23 protein-coding genes are annotated in these 24,390 nt (G+C 70.6%); 12 read left to right on the forward strand and 11 right to left on the reverse strand.

Annotation, left to right across the window (positions count from 1 at the left end):
- Window position 1 precedes the first annotated feature (1 nt).
- Window positions 2-817 (forward strand): PaaX family transcriptional regulator C-terminal domain-containing protein, encoded by an 816-nt coding sequence (locus tag AB6A65_RS12425; protein ID WP_371038707.1) that lies wholly within the window; start codon window positions 2-4, stop codon window positions 815-817.
- Between the two features lie 32 nt (window positions 818-849).
- Window positions 850-1,188, forward strand: coding sequence for a DUF2794 domain-containing protein (locus tag AB6A65_RS12430; RefSeq protein WP_371038708.1), 339 nt, complete (start codon window positions 850-852; stop codon window positions 1,186-1,188).
- On the opposite strand, the gene AB6A65_RS12435 is transcribed toward AB6A65_RS12430, so the two are convergent.
- Window positions 1,169-2,020 (reverse strand): C40 family peptidase, encoded by an 852-nt coding sequence (locus AB6A65_RS12435; protein ID WP_371038709.1) that lies wholly within the window; start codon window positions 2,018-2,020, stop codon window positions 1,169-1,171. The two genes, AB6A65_RS12430 and AB6A65_RS12435, sit on opposite strands and share 20 nt — an antisense overlap.
- Window positions 2,017-3,408 (reverse strand): M17 family metallopeptidase, encoded by a 1,392-nt coding sequence (locus AB6A65_RS12440; protein WP_371038710.1) that lies wholly within the window; start codon window positions 3,406-3,408, stop codon window positions 2,017-2,019. Before AB6A65_RS12440 ends, AB6A65_RS12435 begins: the two co-directional genes overlap by 4 nt.
- Window positions 3,409-3,588: 180 nt before the next feature.
- Between AB6A65_RS12440 and AB6A65_RS12445 the strand changes: the two genes are divergently transcribed.
- On the forward strand, window positions 3,589-4,242 hold the full coding sequence (locus AB6A65_RS12445) for a carbonic anhydrase (RefSeq protein ID WP_371038711.1): 654 nt from the start codon (window positions 3,589-3,591) through the stop codon (window positions 4,240-4,242).
- A gap of 3 nt (window positions 4,243-4,245) precedes the next feature.
- On the opposite strand, the gene AB6A65_RS12450 is transcribed toward AB6A65_RS12445, so the two are convergent.
- Window positions 4,246-4,602, reverse strand: a complete 357-nt coding sequence (locus AB6A65_RS12450) for a hypothetical protein (protein ID WP_371038712.1) — start codon at window positions 4,600-4,602, stop codon at window positions 4,246-4,248.
- Window positions 4,603-4,779: 177 nt separating this feature from the next.
- The gene (locus AB6A65_RS12455; protein WP_371038713.1) at window positions 4,780-5,802 is read right to left on the reverse strand and encodes an aspartate-semialdehyde dehydrogenase; all 1,023 of its coding nucleotides are present in this window, start codon (window positions 5,800-5,802) and stop codon (window positions 4,780-4,782) included.
- Window positions 5,803-5,930: 128 nt separating this feature from the next.
- On the opposite strand from AB6A65_RS12455, the gene AB6A65_RS12460 reads away from it, so the two are divergent.
- From AB6A65_RS12460 to deoC, 6 genes are all read left to right on the forward strand, one after another.
- Window positions 5,931-6,269: a hypothetical protein gene (locus tag AB6A65_RS12460; RefSeq protein ID WP_371038714.1), complete on the forward strand. Its 339-nt coding sequence runs from the start codon at window positions 5,931-5,933 to the stop codon at window positions 6,267-6,269.
- Window positions 6,270-6,364: 95 nt separating this feature from the next.
- Window positions 6,365-7,510, forward strand: coding sequence for a succinyl-diaminopimelate desuccinylase (dapE, locus tag AB6A65_RS12465; RefSeq protein ID WP_371038715.1), 1,146 nt, complete (start codon window positions 6,365-6,367; stop codon window positions 7,508-7,510).
- A 145-nt stretch (window positions 7,511-7,655) separates the two neighbouring features.
- Window positions 7,656-9,911 (forward strand): ribonuclease R, encoded by a 2,256-nt coding sequence (gene rnr, locus AB6A65_RS12470; protein WP_371038716.1) that lies wholly within the window; start codon window positions 7,656-7,658, stop codon window positions 9,909-9,911.
- Window positions 9,912-10,010: 99 nt separating this feature from the next.
- On the forward strand, window positions 10,011-11,366 hold the full coding sequence (locus AB6A65_RS12475; RefSeq protein WP_371038717.1) for a lytic murein transglycosylase: 1,356 nt from the start codon (window positions 10,011-10,013) through the stop codon (window positions 11,364-11,366).
- A gap of 7 nt (window positions 11,367-11,373) precedes the next feature.
- Window positions 11,374-12,150, forward strand: coding sequence for a sulfotransferase family protein (locus tag AB6A65_RS12480; protein ID WP_371038718.1), 777 nt, complete (start codon window positions 11,374-11,376; stop codon window positions 12,148-12,150).
- Between the two features lie 83 nt (window positions 12,151-12,233).
- On the forward strand, window positions 12,234-13,190 hold the full coding sequence (deoC, locus tag AB6A65_RS12485) for a deoxyribose-phosphate aldolase (protein WP_371038719.1): 957 nt from the start codon (window positions 12,234-12,236) through the stop codon (window positions 13,188-13,190).
- Between the two features lie 3 nt (window positions 13,191-13,193).
- Here the strand turns inward: deoC and tdh are convergent, their stop codons facing one another.
- Entirely contained in the window at window positions 13,194-14,231 is a 1,038-nt protein-coding gene (tdh, locus tag AB6A65_RS12490; protein ID WP_371038720.1) for an L-threonine 3-dehydrogenase, read from the reverse strand.
- Complete coding sequence (locus tag AB6A65_RS12495; RefSeq protein WP_371038721.1) at window positions 14,231-15,415, reverse strand: glycine C-acetyltransferase; 1,185 nt, start codon at window positions 15,413-15,415, stop codon at window positions 14,231-14,233. The genes tdh and AB6A65_RS12495 overlap by 1 nt, the downstream gene beginning before the upstream one ends.
- Window positions 15,416-15,536: 121 nt before the next feature.
- Between AB6A65_RS12495 and AB6A65_RS12500 the strand changes: the two genes are divergently transcribed.
- Complete coding sequence (locus tag AB6A65_RS12500; RefSeq protein ID WP_371038722.1) at window positions 15,537-16,715, forward strand: acetyl-CoA C-acyltransferase family protein; 1,179 nt, start codon at window positions 15,537-15,539, stop codon at window positions 16,713-16,715.
- 24 nt (window positions 16,716-16,739) lie between these two features.
- Here AB6A65_RS12500 and radC read toward each other — a convergent pair whose 3' ends face one another.
- From radC to dnaK, 3 genes are all read right to left on the reverse strand, one after another.
- The gene (radC, locus tag AB6A65_RS12505) at window positions 16,740-17,510 is read right to left on the reverse strand and encodes a DNA repair protein RadC (RefSeq protein ID WP_371038723.1); all 771 of its coding nucleotides are present in this window, start codon (window positions 17,508-17,510) and stop codon (window positions 16,740-16,742) included.
- Between the two features lie 421 nt (window positions 17,511-17,931).
- Window positions 17,932-19,080 carry a molecular chaperone DnaJ gene (dnaJ, locus tag AB6A65_RS12510; RefSeq protein ID WP_371038724.1) on the reverse strand — a complete coding sequence of 383 codons (1,149 nt, stop codon included), beginning with the start codon at window positions 19,078-19,080 and terminating at the stop codon, window positions 17,932-17,934.
- 85 nt (window positions 19,081-19,165) lie between these two features.
- Complete coding sequence (gene dnaK / locus AB6A65_RS12515) at window positions 19,166-21,100, reverse strand: molecular chaperone DnaK (protein WP_371038725.1); 1,935 nt, start codon at window positions 21,098-21,100, stop codon at window positions 19,166-19,168.
- A gap of 198 nt (window positions 21,101-21,298) precedes the next feature.
- Between dnaK and AB6A65_RS12520 the strand changes: the two genes are divergently transcribed.
- A complete protein-coding gene (locus AB6A65_RS12520; RefSeq protein ID WP_371038726.1) occupies window positions 21,299-21,904 on the forward strand; it encodes an alpha-ketoglutarate-dependent dioxygenase AlkB in 606 nt (201 codons plus the stop codon).
- Between the two features lie 4 nt (window positions 21,905-21,908).
- Here AB6A65_RS12520 and AB6A65_RS12525 read toward each other — a convergent pair whose 3' ends face one another.
- Together AB6A65_RS12525 and AB6A65_RS12530 are read right to left on the reverse strand one after the other, a co-directional pair.
- Window positions 21,909-22,547, reverse strand: a complete 639-nt coding sequence (locus tag AB6A65_RS12525) for a COG3650 family protein (RefSeq protein WP_371038727.1) — start codon at window positions 22,545-22,547, stop codon at window positions 21,909-21,911.
- Window positions 22,548-22,579: 32 nt separating this feature from the next.
- Window positions 22,580-23,401: an ABC transporter permease gene (locus tag AB6A65_RS12530; protein ID WP_371038728.1), complete on the reverse strand. Its 822-nt coding sequence runs from the start codon at window positions 23,399-23,401 to the stop codon at window positions 22,580-22,582.
- Window positions 23,402-23,535: 134 nt separating this feature from the next.
- Between AB6A65_RS12530 and cysQ the strand changes: the two genes are divergently transcribed.
- Window positions 23,536-24,333: a 3'(2'),5'-bisphosphate nucleotidase CysQ gene (gene cysQ / locus AB6A65_RS12535; protein WP_371038729.1), complete on the forward strand. Its 798-nt coding sequence runs from the start codon at window positions 23,536-23,538 to the stop codon at window positions 24,331-24,333.
- Window positions 24,334-24,390: the final 57 nt, after the last annotated feature.

The raw sequence follows: 24,390 nt of genomic DNA on the forward strand, positions 1-24,390 counted from the left end.
GATGGACCCGCTCGCCCCCGTCATCGCCGCGCTTCACGCCGAAAGCCGCCCGCGCGTCTGGTCGCTCGTCATCACGGTCTTCGGCGACAGCGTCCAGCCACGCGGCGGCAGCATCGCCACGGTGCGCCTTCAGCGTCTGATGGAGCGTGTCGGCGTCACCTCCGGCACGCTTCGCACCGCGCTCTCGCGGCTGCGCCGCGACGGCTGGGTCGAGACCGAGCGCACGGGGCGTCACAGCCGCTACCGGCTGAGCGCCGAGGGGCTCGCCCGCTTCGCGCCCGCGACCGCGCGGATCTATGCCCCGCCGGTGACGGCGCCCGTCACGGAATGGACGCTCTGCCAGGGCTGCGAGGAGGAGGCAGGGTTCCCGGTCGCCCCGGGCCTCCGGCTTCTGCCCGGCAAGGCGCCGGAGGGCGCCACCCTCGCCGTCACCGGGCAGCTTTCCGCCCTCGCGCCCGGGCTGCGCGAGGCGCTCTTGCCGCCCGAACAGCAGGCCGCGATCGCCGCGCTTCTCGCGGACGTCGCCGCACTCGACGGGCCGGAGATGGGGCCTCGCGACGCCGCCGCGGCGCGCACGCTTCTCGTGCACCGCTGGCGGCGGCTGGTGCTGCGCTGGCCCGAACCGCCCGCGGAACTTCTGCCCGAGGCGCTGCGGCCCCGGGCGGCGGCGAGCCCGCGCGCCGCGGTCGCCAGGATTTATCACGCGCTGCCCCCCGCCGCCGACGCGTGGTTCGACACCCCGCTCGACGACGTGCCGCCCATGCCGCCCGCTGGGCCGGCGACGGCCGCACGCTTCGGCGGGCCAGCGCAGGCTTGATTTGTGACGCGAAGGGCGCAAATCTTCCGCAGATGAACTCCTTCACGCCCCTGCACGCCGCCGGCGCGCCCGACCGCATCGCCTTCGGCCGCGCCGAACTGGGCGTGATCCTGTCGCTCTACGGCCGCATGGTCGCCGCCGGGGAGTGGCGCGACTACGACATCTCGACGCTGCGGGAGGCCGCGATCTTCTCGGTGTTCCGTCGCACCGCGGAACACCCCCTCTACCGGATCGAGAAGCGACCGAAGCTGCGGGCCCGGCAGGGACAATACGCGGTGATCGGCATGGACGGCCGCATCCTGAAGCGCGGGCACGACCTCAAGACGGTGCTCCGGGTGCTCGAGCGCAAGCTCATCCGGGCGGTGGAGTAGCGTCTCGGCCGAGACGCTTGCGCGCGGTCACCGGCCCGTCGCCCTGCGCCTCGATCCGGGCAAGGGCTTCCCGAAGCGGTTCTTCGGTCACGGCCATGTGGTGGGCGTTGGCGTGGAGGAGCGTCTCAGGGTCCGCCACCCAGGCCACATGCCCTTTCCAGAACAGCAGGTCGCCCCTGCGAAGCGGCGCGTCTTCCCCGAGCAGCCTGCCCAGCGCCGCCTCCTGCATGTCGCTGTCGCCGGGGCAGACGATGCCGCAGGCGGTGCAGGCGATCTGCACGAGGCCGGAGCAGTCGATCCCGAAGGCCGAGTGCCCGCCCCAGAGGTAGGGCGTGCCCAGAAGCCGCGCGGCGACCGCCACCGGATCGGCCTCGGGCGCGTCGAGCGGCGCGAGGTGGCAGGACGGCACGAAGCCACCGGGCGTCTCGGCGAAACGCCCGGAGACGCCGGTGACGACGACGCGCGCGCCGAGGCTGAGCGCCCTCCGCTCGCGCCGCTTCATGTCGGGCGCCGGGTAGAGATGCGTGGCCCGCGCCGCGACCCTGTGGGTGGGTCGTGCCGGCGCGCCCAGCGCGTCCTCCGCGACGTATCCCACGTAGCCGTCCGTCGCCGCCTGGACGAAGGCCCAGCCCTCCCGGCGCTCGGAGACCGTGACCGCCTCGCCGAAAAGAAGCTGCCGGTCCCGCGCGCCCCCCGGCGCGGCGAGGAGGTCCGCCAGCCCCGCCGTCACCGAGGCCGGTTCCCCCTCGACGAAGCGCGGCGCGGCAACACGGCCGGCCAGATGCGCCGCCGCCACGCGGGCGTTGACCGGCGTGGTGCGGCGGTCGCTCACAGCCCGAGCGCGCCGGGCAACGCGTCGAAGAGCGCCCGCGCGCCCTGCGCGGCACCGCCGCGCGGGCGGCCGGGCGCGGATTTCGGCTGCCAGCCGTAGATGTCGAAATGCGCGTAGGCCCCGGCCTGCTCCACGAAGCGGCGCAGGAAAAGCGCGGCCGTGATCGATCCCGCGAACCCGCCCGAGGGCGCGTTGTCGAGATCGGCGATGCCGGGCTCGATCATCGTCTCGTAGGGGTCGTGGAAAGGCATCCGCCACACCGGGTCGGCCAGCCGCGCGCCCCCATCCAAGGGCGCCCGGGCCAGCCCGTCCGAGCCGGTGTAGAACGGCGCGAGGTCGGGCCCCACTGCCACGCGCGCCGCGCCGGTCAGCGTCGCCATGGAGACGACGATCTCGGGCGCCTCCTCGTCGGCGAGCGCCAGCGCGTCGGCGAGCACCAGCCGACCTTCCGCGTCGGTGTGGTTGATTTCCACGGTCAGCCCCTTGCGCGAGGTCAGGATGTCGCCCGGCCGCATCGCGTGGCCCGCCCCCGCGTTCTCGACCGCAGGGATCAGCACCCGCAGGCGCACCGGCCAGCCCGCGTCCATGATCATCCGCGCGAGGCCGAGCACCGTGGCCGCGCCGCCCATGTCCTTCTTCATCAGCGCCATGCCCTGCGCGGGCTTGAGGTTGAGCCCGCCCGTGTCGAAACAGACGCCCTTGCCCACCAGCGTCAGCCTTGGCCCCGTCTCGCCCCAGGACATGTCGACGAGGCGCGGCTCCTCCGGTCCCGCCCGGCCCACGGCGTGGATCATGGGCAGGTTGGCCGGCGCCAGCGCCTCGCCCCGCGTCACCGTCATGCGGGCGCCGAATTGCCCGGCAAGCTCGGCACAGGCCGCTTCCAGCGCGCCCGGCCCCATGTCTGCGGCCGGCGTGTTCACGAGGTCGCGGGCAAGCGCCTCGCCGGCGGCGAACCGCTCCACCCGCGCGGCGTCCACGCCCTCCGGCGCCACGAGGCGGCGCGGCTTCGGCGGTTCCGACCCCGCGCGGTACCGGTCGAAACGGTAACCGGCGAGCAGCCAGCCCAGCGATTCGGCCTCGGCCGTCCCGGCGGGGAGCGGCGCGGCAAGGCGGTAGTCCCCCGGCGGCAGGGCGCCCGCCGCGGCGGCCAGCGCGAAACGCTCGCGCCGCCGCTGCGCCGGCGTCCCGTACCCCGCGGCCGCGGCCGCGGGCGCGCCATCGGGTCCTGGCAGCAGCAGCGCCTCGCCGAGGCCGCCGCCGAATCCGGCCGCGCGCGCCCAGGCCTGCTGCGTCTCGGGCAGGCCGGCGCGCCACGTCTCGATCTCGTCGCACTGCACGAGCCAGAGCGGCAGCGCCGCGGCGTCCGCTGGGGCGAAGGCGAGTGTCATGGGCGCGATCCTCCTGCGATGGGCGGCGTCAGCCTAGCGGCGCGTCCGCCGCCCGCAAGGGGTTGCGGCGCGGCGCGGCATGACGAAGGATTGCGCGCGACGGAAAATTCCGCTCGAATTCGGTCGTCAAAGGGCGTATCGGCGGTGTCCGACCGCGCCCCGGGGAGGCCCAGCCGCACCATGAAGACCCGCGCCACGCCGCTGCCCGCCTATCTCGTCCAGCGCTATCACGGCTGGAAGGCGACCGGCTACGCCCAGAACCGCGCCTGGTACAAGCACCTCGCGCGCGAGGGCCAGCACCCCCGCGCCATGGTGATCTCCTGCTGCGACAGCCGGGTCCACGTCACCTCGATCTTCGGCGCGGACCAGGGAGAGTTCTTCATCCACCGCAACGTCGCCAACCTCGTGCCGCCCTACGAGCCGGGCGGCCATCATCACGGCACCTCGGCGGCGGTGGAATACGCCGTGAACGCGCTGCATGTCGCGCACCTGATCGTGCTCGGACACTCGAACTGCGGCGGGGTGCAGGGCTGCATCCAGATGTGCCGGGGTCATGCGCCCGAGCTGGAGGATGAGTCGAGCTTCGTGGGCCGCTGGATGGACATCCTTCGCCCCGGCTGGGAGCGCGTGAAGGACGAAACCGACCCCGAGGCGCAGGCCCGCGCGCTGGAAAAGGCAGCGGTGGTGATCTCGCTGGAGAACCTGATGAGCTTCCCGTTCGTGTCGGACGCCGTCGACGCGGGACAGCTCAGCGTCCACGGGCTCTGGACGGAGATCGGGGAGGGCGCGCTGGAATCCTACGATCCACACGCGGGCGGCTTCCGCCCGCTCTGACGGTCAGTTGAGGAACTCGCCCGCCGCGTCAGAGCCCGGCAGCGCGACCACGCAAGGGCGGCCCAGACGCGCCGAGAGCGCGCCAAGCGGCACACCCAGGAAGGAGGCGGTGCAGATCGCCCGCCCGCTCGCCGCGCCGATCACCGTGAGCCGGCCGCCCCGGATCGCGAGCTTCAGCCCCCGCGCCGCAAGTTCCGCACGCAGCGCCTGCCAGCTTTCGGCCTCTTCGAAAAGCGGGGCGAGGTGCGCGCGCAGAAGCGTCGCGGTCTCGCAATCCATCTCTGCGCCGTCATGGCGCCACCGGGTGAAGAGATCCTCTTCCGCGCGGTCGGCGGCGTCCTGCCTGCCGTCAAGATCCATGGGCGCCGGCCTCGTTTTCCTGCCTCGTGTCACGTCTGCCTCGCACCGCCGCGGGTTGTCGCTCCCGCTTACGGTAGGGGCAGAGTAGCGCGGCAATGAGGCCCAAAACAGGAAACTCGGCGGCGACGTGCCACGTCGCCGCCGCAAGGCCGCATTTCTGCAACGCGATCGGCGGCTTCAGCCTTTCTTCAGGCAGCGGCTGCCCAGCAATTCGGCGATCTGCACGGCGTTGAGCGCCGCGCCCTTCCGGAGATTGTCCGACACGACCCAGATGTTGAGCCCGTTGTCGATCGTCGGGTCCTGGCGGATCCGGCTGACGAAGGTGGCGAAATCGCCGACGCACTCGACCGGCGTGACGTAGCCGCCGTCCTCGCGCTTGTCGATCACCATGATCCCCGGCGACTGGCGCAGGATGTCGCGTGCCTCGTCCTCGTCGAGGTGCTCCTCGAACTCGAGGTTGATCGCCTCGGCGTGACCGACGAACACCGGCACCCGCACGCAGGTCGCCGTGACCTTGATCGCGGGGTCGACGATCTTCTTCGTCTCCGCCACCATCTTCCACTCTTCCTTGGTGGACCCGTCCTCCATGAAGACGTCGATATGCGGGATCACGTTGAAGGCGATCTGCTTCTGGAACTTCTTCGGCGCGATCTCGTCGGTCGGGTTGTAGACGGCCTTGGTCTGGTCCCAGAGCTCGTCCATCCCCTCCTTCCCGGCGCCCGAGACCGACTGGTAGGTCGAAACCACCACCCGCTTGATGCGCGCACGGTCGTGCAGGGGCTTCAGCGCCACCACCATCTGCGCGGTGGAACAGTTCGGGTTGGCGATGATGTTCTTCTTCGCGTAGCCGTCGATGGCGTCGGCGTTCGCCTCGGGCACGATGAGCGGGACGTCAGGGTCCATGCGGTAGAGCGACGAGTTGTCGATCACCACGCATCCGGCCTTGGCGGCCCGCGGCGCGTAGGTCTTCGTGGCGTCCGAGCCGATGGCGAAGAGCGCCATGTCCCAGCCCGTGAAATCGAACGTGTCGAGGTCCTGGGTCTTGAGCGTGCGGTCCCCGAAGCTCACCTCGGTGCCCAGCGAGCGGCGGCTCGCAAGCGCGGCGACCTCGTCGGCGGGAAACTCCCGCTCGGCGAGGATGTTGAGCATTTCGCGGCCCACGTTGCCCGTGGCCCCCACGACGGCGATCCTGTAGCCCATCCGGCTCTCCTTTCCCGGCCGGCGCCCGCATCGGGCGCCGCGCAATCGGCGGCGTGATACAGGAACGCCGCGCCGGGTGGAAGGGCCGGGGATGGCGCATGGGCGCGCGGGACGCTATACGGGCGGCCATGAGCCGCGCCGACCACGATGTTTTCATGTTGCTCGTCGAGGTGGGCCGAAAGCCCGGCGACGGGCTGCCCGACGCGGCGAGCGGCGCCGCGCTCGTCTGCTACGCGTCGGGCGTCGACGAGGCGGAGGCGGTGCGCGAGACGGTGGCGGTGCTGCGCCAGGCGGGCCTCGCGCCCCTCGATGTCACCGCCTACGGCACCGCCGCGGAACGCCGCGCCGCCGGTCATGACATCCCCGCCGAGGAAGAAGACCTCATGGCGCGCGCCCGCGACGAGAACGCCGTCATCGTCGCCCAGATGACGCCGCTTCACGACGGGGCGTCCGCGACGGAAGACTGAGCCGGAACCGGGCCGCGCGGGCATCGTCGCATTTGCCCTCGCCCGCGATCCGCGCTAGGCGCCCAGCGAGTTCGACCTGCCGCGGAGCGACGCACATGGCCACCGATCCAGCCCGCCTGACCGCCGACCTGGTCCGCTGCCCCTCCGTCACGCCCGAGGAGGGCGGGGCGCTCGCGCTGCTCGAGTCGCTGCTCTCCGGGGCCGGCTTCCGGTGCGTCCGGGTCGACCGGGGCGGCGTCGCCAATCTTTTCGCGCGCTGGGGCGAGAAGGGCGCGGCGCGGACCTTCGGCTTCAACGGGCATACCGACGTGGTGCCCGTGGGCGACGAGAGCGCCTGGTCGGTGCCGCCCTTCGGCGCGGAGGCGCGCGACGGCGTGCTTTACGGGCGCGGCGCGACCGACATGAAGTCGGGCGTGGCCGCCTTCGCCGCCGCCGCGGTGGATTTCGTGCTGGAGACCCCGCCCGAGGGCGGCGCGATCGTCCTCGCCATCACCGGCGACGAGGAGGGCGCCGCGGTGGACGGCACCGCCGCGCTTCTCGACTGGATGGCCGCCGAGGGAGAGGCGATGACGGTCTGCCTCGTCGGCGAGCCCACCAGCCGCGAGCGCCTCGGCGACACGGTGAAGATCGGACGGCGCGGATCGCTCAACGCCGTCTTCACGGTGACCGGCGTGCAGGGGCACGCGGCCTACCCCCATCGCGCGAAGAACCCGCTGCCGGCGATGGCGCGGCTGATGGACGGTCTGGCCTCGGCCGAGCTCGACAACGGGACGGAGCATTTCGACCCCTCCACCCTCGCCGTCGTGACCATCGACACCGGCAACCCCGCCACCAACGTGATCCCCGCCGCCTGCCGCGCCACGGTGAACGTCCGTTTCAACGACCGCCACACGGGCGAAAGCCTGTCCGCCTGGCTCCGGTCCGAGGCGGCGGCGGTGGCCGAGACCTTCGGCGTCGGGATCGAGGTGAAGGTGTCCGTCTCGGGCGAGGCGTTCCTGACGCCCCCGGGGCCGTTCTCCGATCTGGTCGCGCGCGCGGTCGAGGCGGAGACCGGCGTCACGCCAGAACTGTCCACCTCCGGGGGCACCTCGGACGCGCGCTTCGTCAAGGATCACTGCCCGGTGGTGGAGTTCGGCCTCGTGGGCAAGTCAATGCACCAGGTTGACGAGCATGTGCCGCTTCCCCACATCCACAGCCTGAAGGCGGTCTACGCGCGGATCCTCCGCGACTTCTTCGCCTGATCCTTTCACCGGGGCCGCATCGCCCGATGCGCCTTTTGCCAGACCACCGCGCCACCGCAGCCGCCCGGCGCCCGCGCCCCGCCCGGGGACGGCCAGGCCGCCATTTCGCGATGACGCCTTTCCCGCGACGTGATACGCCGAGCCCATGACCACACTTCCCTCCAAGGACGAGATCCTGCGCTGGATCGAGGAGCACCCGACGCTCAATTCCAAGCGCGACATAGCCAAGGCCTTCGGCCTCAAGGGCGCCGAACGGATCGACCTCAAGCGCCTGCTCAAGGAGCTCGAGGCCGAGGGTCATCTCGAGAAGCGCAAGAAGACCTACCGCGACCCCGAAAGCCTGCCGCCGGTGACGGTGCTGCAGGTTCTCGCGCCGGACGCCGACGGCGACCTGTTCGCCCGCCCGCTGGAATGGCACGGCGAGGGGGCGGAGCCGCGTGTCCTTTTCGTCCCGCGCGCGAGCGCTCCCGCCCTCGGCGAGGGCGACCGCATCCGGGCGCGCCTCACCCGCGGGAAGGGCGGAGAGCACAATTACGAAGCGCGCCTGATCCGCCGGATCGGATCGAACCCGCGCCGCGTTCTGGGCATCTTCCGCGCGCGGGCCGAGGGCGGGCGGATCCTTCCCATCGACAAGGGCGACGGCAAGGAGTGGACCGTGGCGCAGGGCGCCACGCTGGGCGCGAAGGACGGCGAACTCGTAGAGGCCGAACAGGCGGGTCCGGCGGGCCGCATGGGCCTGCCCCGCGCGCGCATCCTGGAACGGCTGGGCGACCCTTCCGCGCCCAGGGCCGTCTCGCTCATCGCGATCCACCAGCACGGCATCCCGCACGACTTCCCCGACGAGGTGGTGGAGGAAGCCGACCGGATGAAGCCCGCCGGGCTCTCCGGCCGCGAGGACCTGCGCGAGCTGCCGCTCGTCACCATCGATCCGTCCGACGCGCGCGACCACGACGACGCGGTCTGGGCCCATGCCGACGACGACCCGAAGAACGCGGGCGGGCACGTCATCTGGGTCGCTATCGCCGACGTGGCGCATTTCGTGCGGCCCGGTTCCACCCTCGACCGCGAGGCGAAGAAACGCGGCAACTCCAGCTACTTTCCCGACCGCGTGGTGCCGATGCTGCCCGACCGGCTGTCGGGCGATCTCTGCTCGCTGCACGAGGGCGTGCCGCGCCCGGTGATCGCGGTGCGCATGCAGATCGACACCGCCGGGCGCAAGATCTCGCACCGCTTCCAGCGCGGGCTGATGCGATCGGTGGCCTCGCTCACCTACGAGCAGGTCCAGGCCGCCGAGGACGGCGCGCCGGACGACAGGACCGGGCCGCTGGTGGACGAGGTCGTTCACCCCCTCTTCGCGGCCTACCGCGCGCTCGTCCGGGCGCGCGAGGCGCGTCAGCCCCTCGACCTCGACCTGCCCGAGCGCAAGGTGGAACTGTCCGAGGAGGGCAAGGTCGTCTCGGTGAACTTCCGCGACCGGCTGGACGCGCACCGCCTCATCGAGGAGTTCATGGTGCTGGCCAACGTGGCCGCCGCCGAGACGCTGATCGCGCGCAAGTCGCCGCTGCTCTTCCGCGTGCACGAGGAGCCCTCGCCGGAGAAGCTCGAAAGCCTGCGCGACACCGCCGAGGCCGCGGGCTTCACGCTGGCCAAGGGCCAGGTGCTGAAGACCGAGCACCTCAACCGCCTGCTCGACCAGGCGGCGGGAAGCGACGAGGCCGAGCTCATCAATCTTTCCACCCTGCGGTCGATGACGCAGGCCTATTACTCGCCCGCGAATTTCGGGCATTTCGGGCTGGCGCTGCAATCCTACGCGCATTTCACCTCGCCGATCCGCCGCTACGCCGACCTCGTGGTGCATCGCGCGCTCATCACCGCCCATGGCTGGGGCGACGACGGGCTGTCGCGGGAAGAGATCGACCGGCTGGAGCAGACCGCGACGCACATCTCCGAGACCGAGCGGCGCTCGATGATGGCCGAGCGCGACACCAACGACCGCTACCTCGCCGCCTACCTGTCGGACCGGGTGGGCGCGGAGTTCACCGGTCGCATCAGCGGCATCGCGCGTTTCGGCGTCTTCGTGAAGCTCGACGAGACCGGCGCCGACGGGCTCGTGCCGATGCGCGCGCTGGGGCACGAGTATTTCCACTTCGACCGCGACAGCGGCACGCTCATGGGCGCGGACAGCGGCACGAAGATCTCGGTGGGCCAGAGGGTCACCGTCCGCCTGACGGAGGCCGCGCCGGTGACCGGCGGGCTCGCGCTCGAACTGGTCGAGCTCGAGGACCGGAAGATGCCGCGCCCCTCGGCGCCGCGGGGCAAGCCGCCGAAGCGCAAGGCCCAGCGCGCCCGGCACAAGGACGCCAAGACCAAGCGCAAGGTCACGCGGAAGGCGCGCCGCTAGGCAAGCGCCCGCCGCTCGCCGGCGGCCCGGCGACGGGCCGCTTTCGGAACCGGCGGGTTCGCGCTATTGTCGGGGAAAACATAGCGAGCCGAGCAGCCCATGACCCGTCTCCGTTCCGCCGGCCTTCTTGCGGCCGCGACACTGCTTCCCGTTCCAGCAGGCGCGGGCCCCGACGCGTCGCCCCGCCCCGAGGCACGCGCCGCCGCCGCGCTCACCACGGAGCTTCGGCCCGCGATAGCCGTGTTCCTGCCGGGCACGTCGCTGCGGCCGCGCCACCGGCCTGCCGACCTCGTGACCGTCGCGACGGAGAACAGGATGCCCGTGCCCGCCGCCAAGGACGCCGCCTTCCGCGACTGGATCGGCGGGTTCCGAGCCCGCGCCCGGGCCCAGGGGATCCGCGACGATGTGTTCGACGCGGCCTTCCGCGGCGTGCGCTACGACGCCGCGATCATCGAGCGTGACCGCAACCAGTCGGAGTTCACCAAGACGATCTGGGACTACCTCGACAGCGCCGTCTCCGAGACGCGCATCCGCAACGGGCGCGCCGCGCTCGAGCGCCACGGCGCCACGCTGGCGCGCATCGAGGCGCGCTACGGCGTCGAGAAGGAGGTCGTCGCCGCGATCTGGGGGTTGGAATCGGCTTACGGCACATTCCGGGGCGAAACCGACGTGATCGAAGCGATGGCGACGCTGGCCTTCGACGGCCGCCGCGGCGCCTTCTTCGAGGAGCAGCTCGTGGCCGCGCTGAAGATCCTGCAAAGCGGCGACACCACCGCGCGCAACATGCGGGGCAGCTGGGCCGGGGCGATGGGCCACACCCAGTTCATGCCCACCTCCTACCTCGCCCATGCGGAGGATTTCGACGGCGACGGCCGGCGCGAGATCTGGGGCGAGGATCCGACCGACGCGCTCGCCTCGACCGCCGCCTACCTGAAGCATTTCGGCTGGGTGAAGGGCATGCCATGGGGCGTCGAGGTGCAGCTCCCGCAAGGCTTCGACTACCGCCTCGCGGATCGCGAGATCCTGAAGATGCCGTCTGACTGGGCAAGGCGCGGCGTGGTCGGCATGGACGGCCGCCCGGTGCGGGATTTCGGCGCGGCCTCGGTGCTGCTGCCGGCAGGATCGAAGGGCGCGGCGTTCCTGATCTTCAAGAATTTCGAGGTGCTGGAGCGCTACAACACCGCCGACGCCTACGTGATCGGCGTGGGCCATCTTTCCGACCGGCTGCGGGGCGGGCCGCCGTTCCGGGGCGGCTGGCCGCGCGGCGACCGGGCGCTCACCTACGACGAGCGCAAGGAGATGCAGCGCCGGCTGACCAGGGCGGGGTTCGACACGCAAGGCATCGACGGCCGCATCGGGCCGCTGACGATCGCCGCGGTGCGCGCCTTCCAGCAGTCCCGCGGCATCGTGCCCGACGGCTACGCCTCGCTCGCGCTGCTCGAGCGGCTGAGATGAGCCGCCAATGACCCAGGCGCAACACCCGTATCCGGGACTTGGCCTCGCGAACAGACTGATCGGCGGCACGGCGAACCGCCTGACGCCATTCTACCGACGCCACCCCTATCGCGGCGGCCTTTGGTGGAGCGAGGTCGACATGCGCGTCGCGGTCTGTCCGCAGACCGGCTTCCTCTACAATCGTCTTCCGAAGAACGCCAACAGCACTGTCACGAGCCTTCTTGCGAACCGCATCTTCGGCCCGGACGACACGGTCTCGCCGAAGCATCGTTTCGTGAGGCCCTCCCGGCTTTCGGCGGCGCAGGTGCGCGCGGTCGAGACCGAATATTTCAAGTTCGTCATCTTGCGCGACCCCTACACGCGTACGCTTTCGGCGTTTCTCGACAAGGTCATGAAACCGCGCACGCAGCGACGCGGTCCGTGGCGGTGGTTCGCGCGGCACGGCATCGAAACGCCGAGCTTCGAGGACTTCTGCAAGTATCTCGACGATGGCGGGCTGCATGCGGACAATCACTGGGCGCCGCAGGTCGATGGGCTGGTATTGCCGCTGGATCGCTTCGACATGGTTGCGCGTCTGGAGGCGCTGCAAGCCGATCTCGACACGATTCACCGCAGGCTGTTCGGCGCGCCGCTCGGCGAATTGCAGCGCAAGGGCCCCAAAAGCAGCGGCGCCGAAGGAGAGATCGCCCGGCACTACACCCCGCATGCGGCGGAGATCGTGTCGCGGCTCTTTGCGCGTGATTTCTCGGAACTGGGCTACCCCGTGCGGGACGTCACGGCCTGACAGGGCAAGAGCGCAAGGCGCGCGCGACCTTGTGGAAAGCCCGGGCGACTGCCACAGTGCGCCGCGAACGAAGGGGGCACGTCATGGGCAACGCAGCCGAAACGCCGGCGCAGGCGGCGCAGCGGGCCTCGCGATCAGAACCGGCCCGCAATCCCGGCGGGCGGCTGGACTTGCGGTGGCTCGAAACCGTCTCGATGGACGGGGCGGCGCTGGAACGCGAGGCCGCAGCCAGACCCGACCTGCCCGATGCAGAGCGCACGGCGTGGCTGGCGCGCGCCCTCGGCATGATCGACCTCACCACCCTTTCGGGCGACGACACGCCGGAGCGCGTGCGGACGCTGGCCGCGACCGCGCGCGCGCCGCTGCCGGAGGATCTCGCGCGTCGGATCGGGCAGGAGGAGCGAACGGTCGCGGCGGTCTGCGTCTACCATGCGATGATCCCGGCGGCGCGCGAGGGTCTCGCCGGAACGGACATTCCCGTGGCCGCCGTCTCGGCGGGTTTCCCGCACGGTCTCTCGCCCCTGCGCGCGCGGATCGTGGAGATCGAGGAGAGCGTGCGCGCCGGCGCGGCGGAGATCGACGTGGTGATCCCCCGCCACCTCGCGCTCGCCGGGGACTGGCGGACGCTGCACGACGAGCTCGCCGCCTTCCGGGACGCCTGCGGGCCGGCGCATCTCAAGGTGATCCTCTCCCCCGGGGAACTCGGCGACGCGACGACGATCGCGCGCGCGGCGCTGGTGGCGATGATGGCGAGCGCGGATTTCGTCAAGACCTCGACGGGCAAGGAGGCGGTCAACGCCACCCTGCCCGCCGGGCTGGCCATGATGCGCGCGATCCGGGATTACCGCGACCGGACGGGCCATGAGGTGGGTTTCAAACCCGCGGGCGGCATCTCGAAGGCGGAGGATGCGCTCGCCTGGCTCGCGCTCCTGCGCCGGGAACTGGGCGAGGCGTGGCTCACCCCCGCGCGCTTCCGCTTCGGCGCGTCCTCGCTTCTGGCCGACATCGCGCGCGCGCTCGAAGAGGCCGCGCCGGCCTGAGCCTCACGTCCAGTCCAGCACCACCTTGCCGCTCCGGCCCGAGAGCATGGCGGCGAAGCCTTCCTCGAAGCGGTCCACGGGGAAGCGGTGGGTGATGACGCCGCGCACGTCGAGCCCGTTCTCGAGCATGGCGATCATCTTGTACCAGGTCTCGAAGATCTCGCGGCCGTAGACGCCCTTGATGGTGATCGCCTTGAAGACGATGCGGCTCCAGTCGACGGGCGACTTGCCGGGCGGGATGCCCAGAAGCGCGATGCGCCCGCCCATCACCAGCGCCTCCACCATCTGGTCGAGCGCCGCCTGGCTGCCCGACATCTCGAGCCCGACGTCGAAGCCCTCCTTCATGCCGAGCCGCGCCTCCACCGCGGCAAGCTCCTCCTCGGCGACGTTCACCGTCACAACGTCGGCGACCCTTGCAGCAAGCGCGAGCCGGTCGGGGTTGATGTCGGTGATCACGACGTGGCGCGCGCCCACATGCCGCGCCACCGCAGCCGCCATGATCCCGATCGGGCCCGCCCCCGTCACGAGCACGTCCTCGCCCACGAGATCGAAGGAGAGCGCGGTGTGCACCGCGTTGCCCAGGGGATCGAGGATCGCGCCGATCTCGTCGTCGATCTCGTCGGGCAGCGGCACCACGTTGAAGGCGGGCAGACGGAGATACTCGGCGAAGGCGCCGGGCTCGTTCACCCCGACCCCGCGCGTCTCGGGGTCGAGGTGGAACTTCCCCGAGCGGCTCTGGCGCGAGTGCCGCCCGATCAGGTGCCCCTCGCCCGAACAGCGCTGGCCGATCGCCAGGTCCTCGACGTTCCGGCCCATCTCCACGATCTCGCCCGCGAACTCGTGACCGGTGACGAGCGGCACCGGCACGGTGCGCCGCGCCCAGTCGTCCCAGTTCCAGATATGGATGTCGGTGCCGCAGATGCCCGTCTTCCTGACCCGGATCAGCACGTCGTCGGGGCCGATCTCGGGGACGGGCTCCCGGCGCATCCAGAGCCCCTCGCGGGGCTCGGCCTTCACCAGCGCCTTCATGTCGTTCAGCATCAGATCACTCCCTCGGCCTTGCCCGCGCGCTCGAAGGCGGCGAGCGCGCGGTCGAGTTCCTCCCGCGTGAGCGCCGCGTTCATCTGCGTGCGGATGCGCGCCGCGCCCCGCGGCACGACGGGGAAGAAGAAGCCCGAGACATAGACCCCCTCCTCGAATAGCCGCGCGGCCATGGCCTGCGCCGCGCGCGCCTCGCCCAGCATCACCGGCACGATCGGATGCTCGCCCGGCAGAAGGTCGAAGCCCAGCCGCTCGAGCCCCGCCCGCCAGTAGGCGGCGTTCTCGAAGAGCCGCGCGCGCAGCTGCTCGCCCTCCTCCACGATGTCGATGGCCGCGATGCCCGCCGCGCAGACCGCAGGCGGCAGCGCGTTGGAGAAGAGATAGGGCCGCGCGCGCTGGCGAAGCAGGTCGATCACGGGCTGCGGCCCGGCCACGTAGCCGCCGATCGCGCCGCCCAGCGCCTTGCCGAGCGTGCCGGTCAGGATATCGACCTGCACGCCCGCATGCGCCGGCGTGCCGGCGCCGCGCGCCCCCATGAAGCCGGTGGCGTGGCAGTCGTCCACCATGACCATCGCGCCGTAACGCTCCGCCAACCGGGTGATCCCGGGCAGATCGGCGAGATAGCCATCCATCGAGAAGACGCCGTCGGTCGCGATCAGGATGTCGCGCGCGCCCGCCGCGCGCGCCTCGGCGAGCTTCGCCTCGAGATCGGCCATGTCGGAATTGGCGTAGCGGTAGCGCCGCGCCTTGCAGAGCCGGATACCGTCGATGATCGAGGCGTGGTTGAGCGCGTCCGAGATCACCGCGTCCTCGGGCCCGAGCAGCGGTTCGAAAAGCCCGCCATTGGCGTCGAAACAGGCCGCGAAGAGAATTGCGTCGTCCATGTCGAGGAAGGCCGCGAGACGCCGCTCCAGATCCCGGTGCAGATCCTGCGTGCCGCAGATGAAGCGCACGCTCGCCATGCCCCATCCGTGATCGTCCATCGCGGCCTTGGCCGCGTCGATCAGCCGGGGATCGTCGGCAAGCCCGAGGTAGTTGTTGGCGCAAAGGTTGATGACCTCGCGCCCGGCCACGGTGACCTCCGCGGCCTGCGGCGAGGTGATCTCGCGCTCGCGCTTGATCAGGCCCTCGGCCTCCAGCGCCGAAAGCTCGTCCCGGATCCGCGTCAGAAAGCTGTCTTGCATCGCCGTTCTCCCTTTCCCGTCCGTCTGCGGCCCGCGCACCGCGAAGTCAACGCGGGCTCAGGGTGACGCGGCCCGCGCGCGCGGCTAGTCTGCTCCCGACACTCGGGCGGAGATTCTCACCATGGACGATATCGTGATCCTCGGCGGCGCGCGCACCGCCATCGGCACTTTCGGCGGCAGCCTCGCCGGCACGCCGCCCATCGCGCTCGGGGCGGCGGCCGCGCGCGCCGCGCTGGAGCGCGCGGGCGTGGAGGGCGGCCAGGTCGGCCATGTCGCCTTCGGGCATGTCATCAACACCGAGCCGCGCGACATGTATCTTTCACGCGTCGCGGGGATGGAGGCGGGCATCCCCGAGACGACGCCGGCGATGAACGTGAACCGTCTTTGCGGATCGGGCGCCCAGGCGATCGTGTCGGTGATCCAGTCGCTGGCCATGGGCGACGCGGAATTCGGCCTCGCCGGCGGCGCCGAGAACATGAGCCGCTCGCCCTTCATCGTGCCCGACCAGCGCTGGGGCGCGAAGATGGGCGACGTCCGCACCCTCGACATGATGCTGGGCGCGCTCAACTGCCCCTTCGGCACCGGCCACATGGGCGTGACGGCCGAGAACGTCTCGGAAGAGCACCAGGTGAGCCGCGAGGCGCAGGACGCCTTCGCCCTTGAAAGCCAGCGCCGCGCCACGCGGGCGATCGAGGAGGGCCGCTTCGACGAACAGATCGTGCCCGTCGAGGTCCGGGTGAAGCGCGACACGGTCGCTTTCGACACCGACGAACACGTGAAGCGCGACGCGCCCTCCGAGGGGCTGGCGGCGCTGCGTCCGGTGTTCCGCAAGGACGGCTCCGTGACGGCGGGCAACGCGAGCGGGATCAACGACGGCGCGGCCGCGATCGTCCTCGCCCGCGCCGAGGCGGCGGAGGCCGCGGGCCTGAAGCCGCGCGCCCGCGTGCTGGGCTACGCCCATGCCGGGGTGCGCCCCGAGGTGATGGGGATCGGCCCGGTCCCGGCGGTGAAGCGCCTGCTCGAACGCACCGGCCTCTCGGTCGGGGATTTCGACGTTATCGAGTCGAACGAGGCCTTCGCCGCGCAGGCGCTCGCCGTGAACGCGGGGCTGGGCCTCGATCCGGAGAAGGTGAATCCGAACGGCGGGGCCATCGCCCTCGGCCACCCGGTGGGCGCCACCGGCGCGATCCTGACCGTGAAGGCGCTTTACGAGCTCGAACGGTGCGGCGGCCGGCGCGCGCTCGTCACCATGTGCATCGGCGGCGGCCAGGGCATTGCGCTCGCCATCGAACGGGGCTGACGCGCGGCGGGATGGCCGCCCCGGTCAGAGCAACCCCTCGGCGCGGAAGCTCACCTCGCGCGCGCGGCCGATCACCAGGTGGTCGTGCAGGGTGATCGACAACGCCTCGGCCGCGGCGCGGATACGCTCCGTCATTGCGATGTCGGCCTGCGAGGGCGTCGGATCGCCCGAAGGGTGGTTGTGCACCAGGATCATGGCAGAGGCGTTGAGTTCGAGCGCCCGCTTGACCACTTCACGGGGATAGACGGGCACGTGGTCGACGGTGCCGCGGCCCTGCGCCTCGTCGGCCACGAGCACGTTCTTGCGGTCGAGGTAGAGCACGCGGAACTCTTCGGTCGCGCGATGGGCCATGGTGGTGCGGCAGTAATCCAGCAGCGCCTCCCAGCTGGAGATCGCGGGCCGACCGATCACGCGCGCCCGCGCCAGCCGGTGCGCCGCGGCCTCCACCACCTTGAGCTCGCAGATGACGGCCGGCCCGACCCCGGGCGTTTCCGCCAGGCGATCGCGGGGTGCAGAGACCACCCCGTTGAAATCCCCGAAGCGTTCGATGAGTGCGCGCGCCAGCGGCTTCACGTCCTGCCGCGGGATCGCGCGAAAGAGGACGAGTTCCAGCAACTCGTAATCCGGCATGGGATCGGCGCCGCCGGCGAGGAAGCGGTCGCGCAGCCGGCTGCGGTGGTCGCGAAGATACGACGGGGGCCGGGCGCCGGCGTTGACGGCTCGCGTGTCCGCACCCGCCTCGTCGGCGTCGAAAAGGGGCAGCGGCCCCTCGCCAAAGGCGGAACGCGAACGCATGGCCCGACCTTTGCCGCAGACCGGTGAACGAAGCGTTAACACCGGGCCGGCGCGCGCCCTCGTGCGGTCCCGGACCTGCCGGCTATGCCGGCTGTCCGGGACCGCTCACTGAAGCCGTCGCGCCGAAGGCGCGTCCGTTGGATCAGGACCGGCGGGAGGGGCCCGCGTGGCGGCGGGGCGGAGGAGTGCCGCGGTCGCTTGCCCATGCGCCCTCCCTCCGGGCTGGCGCTTCGCGCGTTCGGGCCTGAAAACGCTCCGCCGGAGCGTTTTCCGGGCGGCCCTCCCTTCGGGACCGGCGCTTCGCGCGTTCGGGCCTGAAAACGCTCCGCCGGAGCGCTTTCCGGGCGGCCCTCCCTTCGGGACCGGCGCTTCGCGCGTTCGGGCCTGCAAACGCTCCGCCGGAGCGTTTTCCGGGCGGCCCTCACCCCTTCATGCTGTCCCAGAAACTCTTCACCGAGGAAAAGAAGCTCTTGCTTTCGGGATTGTTGTCTTCCGAAAGCGCCTCGAACTCGCGCAGGAGTTCCTTTTGCCGCCCGGTCAGGTTGACCGGCGTTTCCACGGCAAGTTCGATGAACATGTCGCCATGCGTGCCTCCGCGAAGGGCCGGCATGCCCTTTCCGCGCAACCGCATCTGGCGGCCGGACTGGCTTCCGGCGGGGATCTTCACGCGGCTTCGACCGCCGTCGATGGTGGGAACCTCGATGTCGCCGCCAAGCGCGGCGGCCGGCATCGACACCGGCACCCGGCAGTGCAGGTCCGCGCCCTCGCGCTCGAAAAGCTTGTGCGGCTGCACCTCGATGAAGATATAGAGATCGCCCGGCGGCCCGCCGCGCATCCCGGCCTCGCCCTCGCCGGCGAGGCGGATCCGCGTGCCGGTCTCGACGCCCGCGGGAATGTTCACAGAGAGCGCGCGCTCCTTTTCGACACGTCCCGCGCCGCCGCAGACATTGCAGGGATTCTTGATGATCTGCCCGAGGCCCGAGCAGGTGGGACAGGTCCGTTCCACGGTGAAGAAACCCTGCTGCGCGCGCACCTTGCCCATGCCCGAACAGGTCGGGCACGTCGTGGGTTCCGCGCCGCCCTCGGCGCCGGTGCCCTCGCACGCGCCGCATTGCACCGAACCCGGGACGGTGATGGTCTTCTGCATCCCGGTATCGGCGTCCTCGAGCGTCACGCGCAGGTTGTATCGCAGAGCTGCACCGCGCGCGGCGCGGTTCCGGCGGCCGCCGCGCCCGCCCATGAAATCACCGAAGAGGTCGTCGAAGACGTCCGAGAACGCGGAGGCGAAATCGCCGCCGCCCGGACCGTATCCGCCCGGGCGCGCGCCGCCGCCGCCCATGCCCTGCTCGAAGGCGGCATGGCCGAAGCGGTCGTAGGCGGCCTTCTTCTCGGCGTCGCGAAGCACCTCGTAGGCTTCGTTCGCCTCCTTGAAGTCGGCCTCGGCCGTCGGGTTGTCCTGGTTCCGGTCGGGATGCAGCTCCTTCGCCTTGCGGCGGTAGGCCTTCTTGATTTCCTCGGCCGACGCTCCGCGCGTCACACCGAGCACGTCGTAGTAATCGCGTTTTGCCATCGGCAAATCTCCCTCGCCCGAAACCGCGAAGGGCCGGCCCGGTATCCGGACCGGCCCCAGCGCGTTTCGTCAGGAGCGGGCGTCGTCAGGCCCGCTTGTCATCATCGAGATCCTCGAAATCCGCGTCGACGATATCGTCGTCCCCGCTGCCGGAGGCGTCCGTGGAGTCCGACCCGTCGGAGCCACCCTCCGAAGCGGCTTCTTCCTGGCTCGACTTGTAGATCGCCTCGCCGAGTTTCATCGCGGCCTCGGTGACGTTCTGGATGCCGGCGCGGATCTTCTCGGCGGTGGTGTCGTCCTTCTCGAGCTCTTCCTTGAGCGCCGAAACGGCCAGTTCGATCGCCTCCACGGTCGAGGGATCGACCTTGTCGCCGTGATCCTCGAGCGATTTCTCGGTGGAGTGCACGAGGCTCTCGGCCTGGTTCTTCGCCTCCACGAGTTCGCGGCGCTGCTTGTCCGCTTCCGCGTTCTCCTCGGCGTCCTTCACCATCTTCTCGATATCGGCATCCGACAGGCCGCCCGACGCCTGGATGGTGATCTTCTGCTCCTTGCCGGTGCCCTTGTCCTTGGCCGAGACGTTGACGATGCCGTTGGCGTCGATGTCGAAGGTGACCTCGATCTGCGGCATGCCGCGCGGCGCCGGGGGAATGTCCTCGAGGTTGAACTGGCCGAGCATCTTGTTGTCGGCCGCCATCTCGCGCTCGCCCTGGAAGACCCGGATCGTCACGGCGCCCTGGTTGTCCTCGGCGGTGGAGAAGACCTGGCTCTTCTTCGTCGGAATGGTCGTGTTGCGGTCGATGAGCCGCGTGAACACGCCGCCCAGCGTCTCGATCCCGAGCGACAGCGGCGTCACGTCGAGCAGCACCACGTCCTTCACGTCGCCCTGCAGCACGCCGGCCTGGATCGCCGCGCCCAGCGCCACGACCTCATCGGGGTTCACGCCCTTGTGCGGCTCCTTGCCGAAGAACTTGGTCACCTCCTCGAGCACCTTGGGCATCCGCGTCTGGCCGCCCACGAGCACGATCTCGTCGATGTCGGACTTCGACAGGCCCGCGTCCTTGAGCGCCGCCTCGCACGGTTTCAGCGAGCCCTTGATGAGATCGCCCACCAGGCTTTCGAGCTTCGCGCGGGTGAGTTTCATCACCATGTGCAGCGGCTGGCCGGTGCCCTTGTCCATGGAGATGAAGGGCTGGTTGATCTCGGTCTGCGTCGAGGACGACAGCTCGATCTTGGCCTTCTCGGCGGCTTCCTTGAGGCGCTGAAGCGCCATCTTGTCCTGCGTCAGGTCGACGCCGTGCTCCTTCTTGAACTCGTCGGCGAGGTAATTGACGACCCGCATGTCAAAGTCTTCGCCGCCGAGGAAGGTGTCCCCGTTGGTGGATTTCACCTCGAAGAGCCCGTCGTCGATCTCGAGGATCGTCACGTCGAAGGTGCCGCCGCCGAGGTCGTAGACCGCGATCGTCTTGCTGTCCTTCTTGTCGAGGCCGTAGGCCAGCGCGGCCGCCGTGGGCTCGTTGATGATGCGCAGCACCTCGAGGCCCGCGATCTTGCCCGCGTCCTTGGTGGCCTGGCGCTGGGCGTCGTTGAAGTAGGCGGGCACGGTGATGACGGCTTGCGTCACCTCGTCGCCGAGGTAGCTCTCGGCGGTTTCCTTCATCTTCTGCAGGATGAAGGCGGAAATCTGGCTGGGAGAGTACGTGTCACCCTTGACCTCGACCCAGGCATCGCCGTTGCCGCCGTCCACGACGCTGTAGGGGAGGTTCTTGAGGTCCCGGGAGAGATCCGGGTCGTCGAGGCGCCGGCCGACAAGGCGCTTGACGCCGAAGATCGTGTTTTCGGGGTTGGTGACGGCCTGCCGCTTCGCCGGCTGGCCGACGAGACGTTCGTCGTCGGTGAAGGCCACGATGGAGGGGGTGGTGCGCGCGCCCTCCGAATTCTCGATCACTCGGGGTTGCGAGCCATCCATGATGGCGACACAGCTGTTCGTGGTCCCGAGGTCGATCCCGATCACTTTGGCCATGGTTTGATCCCTCTTCTGTTCAAGGCGATATCCCGAAGCGGCGGACCCGTTCCGGCATCCCTGCTCCGCATTTCACGTGCCGGGCCAGTGCCCGCCACGCATCTGGCGGGTATATAGGGAGGGGTCCGGGGGCCTGCAAGCAAGCCTTTGGACCCGATGGGAACAATTGCCGCGAGCCGCGAAGGGGAGGTGCCCGCGATGGTCGAGACGGTGGTCCTGAACGGCGTCCGCGTGCTGCGCGGCTGGCTCGACGCGCCCGCGCAGGCGCGGCTCGTTGACAGGTTGCGCGCGCTGGCGCGGGTCGCGCCCTTCGTGACCCAGGTGACGCCCGGCGGGCGCCCCATGTCCGTCCGCATGACCGCGGCGGGCCGCCTCGGCTGGGTGTCGGACAGGTCGGGCTACCAGTACGCCGCGCGCCATCCCTCGGGCGCGGCCTGGCCGCCGATCCCCGCGCAGGTGATGGAGATCTGGAACGAGGTCACGGGCCTCGCGCGCGCACCCGATTGCTGCCTCGTCAACTGGTACGGGGAAGGCGCGCGAATGGGGCTGCACCAGGACCGCGACGAGGCGGATTTCTCCTGGCCCGTCCTGTCGGTCTCGCTGGGGGACGAGGCGCTCTTCCGGGTGGGCGGCGTGGACGCGCCGCGCCCCTCGCGGTCGCTCTGGCTGCGATCGGGGGACGTCGCGCTTCTGGAGGGGCCTGCGCGGCTGGCATGGCACGGGGTGGACCGGATCCGCTTCGGCTCTTCGTCGCTGCTGCCCGGCGGCGGGCGGATCAACCTGACGCTTAGGGTGGTAGAGTGACGGCTCAGCGCGCGAGGGTGCAGCAGCCCGCGTATTGCCGCAGCGCCCCGCCGTCCTGCACGAGCAGGTCGGCGGAAAGCCCGAACAACCGGTCCGACATCCCGTCGCTGCACCGCGCGCGCCGCACCGTTCCGTGGATCGCCTGCCCGCCGCCCGCGCCCCAGCCGACGAAGCCGTAGGCGTCCGGGCGACCGGCCGCGCGCGTGCGTTCGGAAAGCGAGGCGGTCACCGCGCGCGGCACGCCCGGCCCCTCGAGGCGCAGCCCGTCCTCGGCGACCGACAGGCTCCAGAACGGTTCGGTGCCGAAGCAACGCATGGGAACCGGCAGGGCGTTGCCTCCCTGCCGCGGCTGCCGGGCGAGAAAGCGCATCGACACCCAGCCCGCCTGTTCGCCGGCATTGACCCGCCCCCAGCCCGCGGCGGAGTCGATCGCGGTGACCTCGACGCCCTGCGCGCCGGGCGCAAGCGCACCGATGCGCGCCGCGTCCGCCGACGGCGCGGCGCGGACGTTCAGCACGTCGTCCGGTGCCACGCCCCGCACGTCGTAGAGCGCGGGCAAGGGCCCATCCTGCGCGGCCGCCGGCGCGGCGGCGGCGAGGGCCAGCGCGAACGCGGCGAGGACGCTCAAGAGGGCACGGGGCATGTCAGTCTCCTTTGCCTTTCGGCCGCATGGCCTCAGCGGCGCGCGTACCAGCTTGGCGAGGCGTGCTTGCGGGTGACGAATTCGCCCATCAGGCCGATCAGAAGCAGCACGATCCCGACGGTGAGAGGATACTCGATCGAACTGTTGCGTGGGAAGTAGTTGATGAAGGCGAAGCCGCGCGCCTGGTCGATGGCGTGAAAGAGCGGATTCCAGTCGAACAGCATCAGCATGTGCGGCGGCAGCGCGTTAGCCACGAACATCTTGCCCGAGGCGATCATGTTGGCGCGTTGATAGACGCTCGTCATCAGGGTGACGACGCCGGGCATCCAGGGCTTCAGCGCCAGCAGCACGAGCCCTACCGCCGCCCCGGTGAACCACGCCAGCAGCACCATGGCGAGGCACCCGATCGGGTCGTGGATTTCGACCGGCGTGAAACCCACATGGTAGACGAACAGGATCAGGAACATCGACAGCAACTGGATGTAGAGCATCCCCACGGCCGCCGAGAGGATCGAGATGGCGGTGTTCATCGGCCCGTGCAGCATCATCGGCGAGGCCGGCCCCTCGGAGGCGACGACGGCGCCCACCGTCTTGATGTGCGTCATGAACAGGAAGACGCCCGTCATGATGTAGATGAGGAAATCGCCCCGGATCTTGAGCCCACGCAGGCCGAGGAAGGTGAACATGAAGTAGAAGGCGAGCACGAAGATCGCCGTCTGCATCACGTTGATGAGGATCGACATGATCGGGCTGCCATGCGTCTTGCGGACGCTGCGCACGACGCCGTGATACACCCGTTCCGCCGTCGAGACGGCCGAGCCGATCGTGTTTCGCGGGGGGGTCTGCTGGAACATGGGTCTCTGCTCTCCGACCCGACGATCGCCCGGACGACTTGCGGTTCCGTTACCACACGATCATAAGGGCGGCGGCCCCGATTGGCAATCTCGCGCATGCCGCGCGCGGGCGACGCGAGCCGAGGAGACGGCGGATGGATCACGATGTGCTGACCGAAACGGTCCGCCGGCTGGCCCTCGAGGCCGGTGCGGAGATCATGCGCCACTACCGGTCCGGGGATCTTCAGGCGCGCGCGAAGAGCGACGAAAGCCCCGTGACCGCCGCCGACGAGGCCGCCGACCGGATCATTTCCGACGGCCTGCGCGCGGCGTTCCCGGACATGCCGCTCGTCACGGAGGAGCAGGCCGAAAGCCACGCGCAGGACGCCTTCACCTTCCTTGTCGTGGATCCGCTCGACGGCACGCGCGAGTTCATCCGGCGCCGCGGCGACTTCACCGTGAACATCGCCTATGTCGAGGAGGGGCTGCCGGTGCGCGGGGTCGTCTACGCCCCGGCCAGGGGCCGCCTCTTCTACCCCACGGCCACGGGCCGGGCGGTGGAAGAGACCGGAGAGATGGACCCCGCCCACCCCGGCGAGACGCGGGAGCTTCACGTCGCGGAGCCCGACAATTCGGCGCTCAGGGTCGTGGCCTCGAAGTCGCACCGCGACGAGGAAACCGACGCCTACATCGCGCGCTACGAGGTGAAGGAGCTGGTCAGCGCGGGCTCGTCGCTGAAGGTCTGCCTGCTGGCCGCGGGAGAGGCCGACCTTTACCCGCGCCTGGGGCGCACCATGGAATGGGACACCGCCGCGGGCCACGCCGTGCTCAACGGGGCGGGGGGGCGCGTGGTGCGGTTCGACGACCACACGCCGCTCGCCTACGGCAAGGCCGGTTTCGCCAATCCCTATTTCATCGCCTACGCGCCGGGCGTTTCGCTGATGTCGGGCTGATCCCGCGCCGGGGCCTCGGGAATTCCACAAATCCGACATGCATCGCCCCCGGAACTT

The organism is Rhodosalinus sp. FB01 (assembly GCF_041365715.1).
Taxonomy (GTDB): Bacteria; Pseudomonadota; Alphaproteobacteria; order Rhodobacterales; family Rhodobacteraceae; genus Rhodosalinus.

Coding starts and splice junctions, on each gene's coding strand:
- dnaK (WP_371038725.1), bottom strand. CDS start 21,100: ATGGCCAAAGTGATCGGGATCGACCTCGGGACCACGAACAGCTGTGTC.
- AB6A65_RS12445 (WP_371038711.1), top strand. CDS start 3,589: ATGAAGACCCGCGCCACGCCGCTGCCCGCCTATCTCGTCCAGCGCTAT.
- tdh (WP_371038720.1), bottom strand. CDS start 14,231: ATGCTGAACGACATGAAGGCGCTGGTGAAGGCCGAGCCCCGCGAGGGG.
- AB6A65_RS12495 (WP_371038721.1), bottom strand. CDS start 15,415: ATGCAAGACAGCTTTCTGACGCGGATCCGGGACGAGCTTTCGGCGCTG.
- AB6A65_RS12500 (WP_371038722.1), top strand. CDS start 15,537: ATGGACGATATCGTGATCCTCGGCGGCGCGCGCACCGCCATCGGCACT.
- AB6A65_RS12475 (WP_371038717.1), top strand. CDS start 10,011: ATGACCCGTCTCCGTTCCGCCGGCCTTCTTGCGGCCGCGACACTGCTT.
- dnaJ (WP_371038724.1), bottom strand. CDS start 19,080: ATGGCAAAACGCGATTACTACGACGTGCTCGGTGTGACGCGCGGAGCG.
- AB6A65_RS12455 (WP_371038713.1), bottom strand. CDS start 5,802: ATGGGCTACAGGATCGCCGTCGTGGGGGCCACGGGCAACGTGGGCCGC.
- deoC (WP_371038719.1), top strand. CDS start 12,234: ATGGGCAACGCAGCCGAAACGCCGGCGCAGGCGGCGCAGCGGGCCTCG.
- AB6A65_RS12520 (WP_371038726.1), top strand. CDS start 21,299: ATGGTCGAGACGGTGGTCCTGAACGGCGTCCGCGTGCTGCGCGGCTGG.
- dapE (WP_371038715.1), top strand. CDS start 6,365: ATGGCCACCGATCCAGCCCGCCTGACCGCCGACCTGGTCCGCTGCCCC.
- AB6A65_RS12450 (WP_371038712.1), bottom strand. CDS start 4,602: ATGGATCTTGACGGCAGGCAGGACGCCGCCGACCGCGCGGAAGAGGAT.
- rnr (WP_371038716.1), top strand. CDS start 7,656: ATGACCACACTTCCCTCCAAGGACGAGATCCTGCGCTGGATCGAGGAG.
- AB6A65_RS12430 (WP_371038708.1), top strand. CDS start 850: ATGAACTCCTTCACGCCCCTGCACGCCGCCGGCGCGCCCGACCGCATC.
- cysQ (WP_371038729.1), top strand. CDS start 23,536: ATGGATCACGATGTGCTGACCGAAACGGTCCGCCGGCTGGCCCTCGAG.
- radC (WP_371038723.1), bottom strand. CDS start 17,510: ATGCGTTCGCGTTCCGCCTTTGGCGAGGGGCCGCTGCCCCTTTTCGAC.
- AB6A65_RS12530 (WP_371038728.1), bottom strand. CDS start 23,401: ATGTTCCAGCAGACCCCCCCGCGAAACACGATCGGCTCGGCCGTCTCG.
- AB6A65_RS12440 (WP_371038710.1), bottom strand. CDS start 3,408: ATGACACTCGCCTTCGCCCCAGCGGACGCCGCGGCGCTGCCGCTCTGG.
- AB6A65_RS12480 (WP_371038718.1), top strand. CDS start 11,374: ATGACCCAGGCGCAACACCCGTATCCGGGACTTGGCCTCGCGAACAGA.
- AB6A65_RS12460 (WP_371038714.1), top strand. CDS start 5,931: ATGAGCCGCGCCGACCACGATGTTTTCATGTTGCTCGTCGAGGTGGGC.
- AB6A65_RS12525 (WP_371038727.1), bottom strand. CDS start 22,547: ATGCCCCGTGCCCTCTTGAGCGTCCTCGCCGCGTTCGCGCTGGCCCTC.
- AB6A65_RS12425 (WP_371038707.1), top strand. CDS start 2: ATGGACCCGCTCGCCCCCGTCATCGCCGCGCTTCACGCCGAAAGCCGC.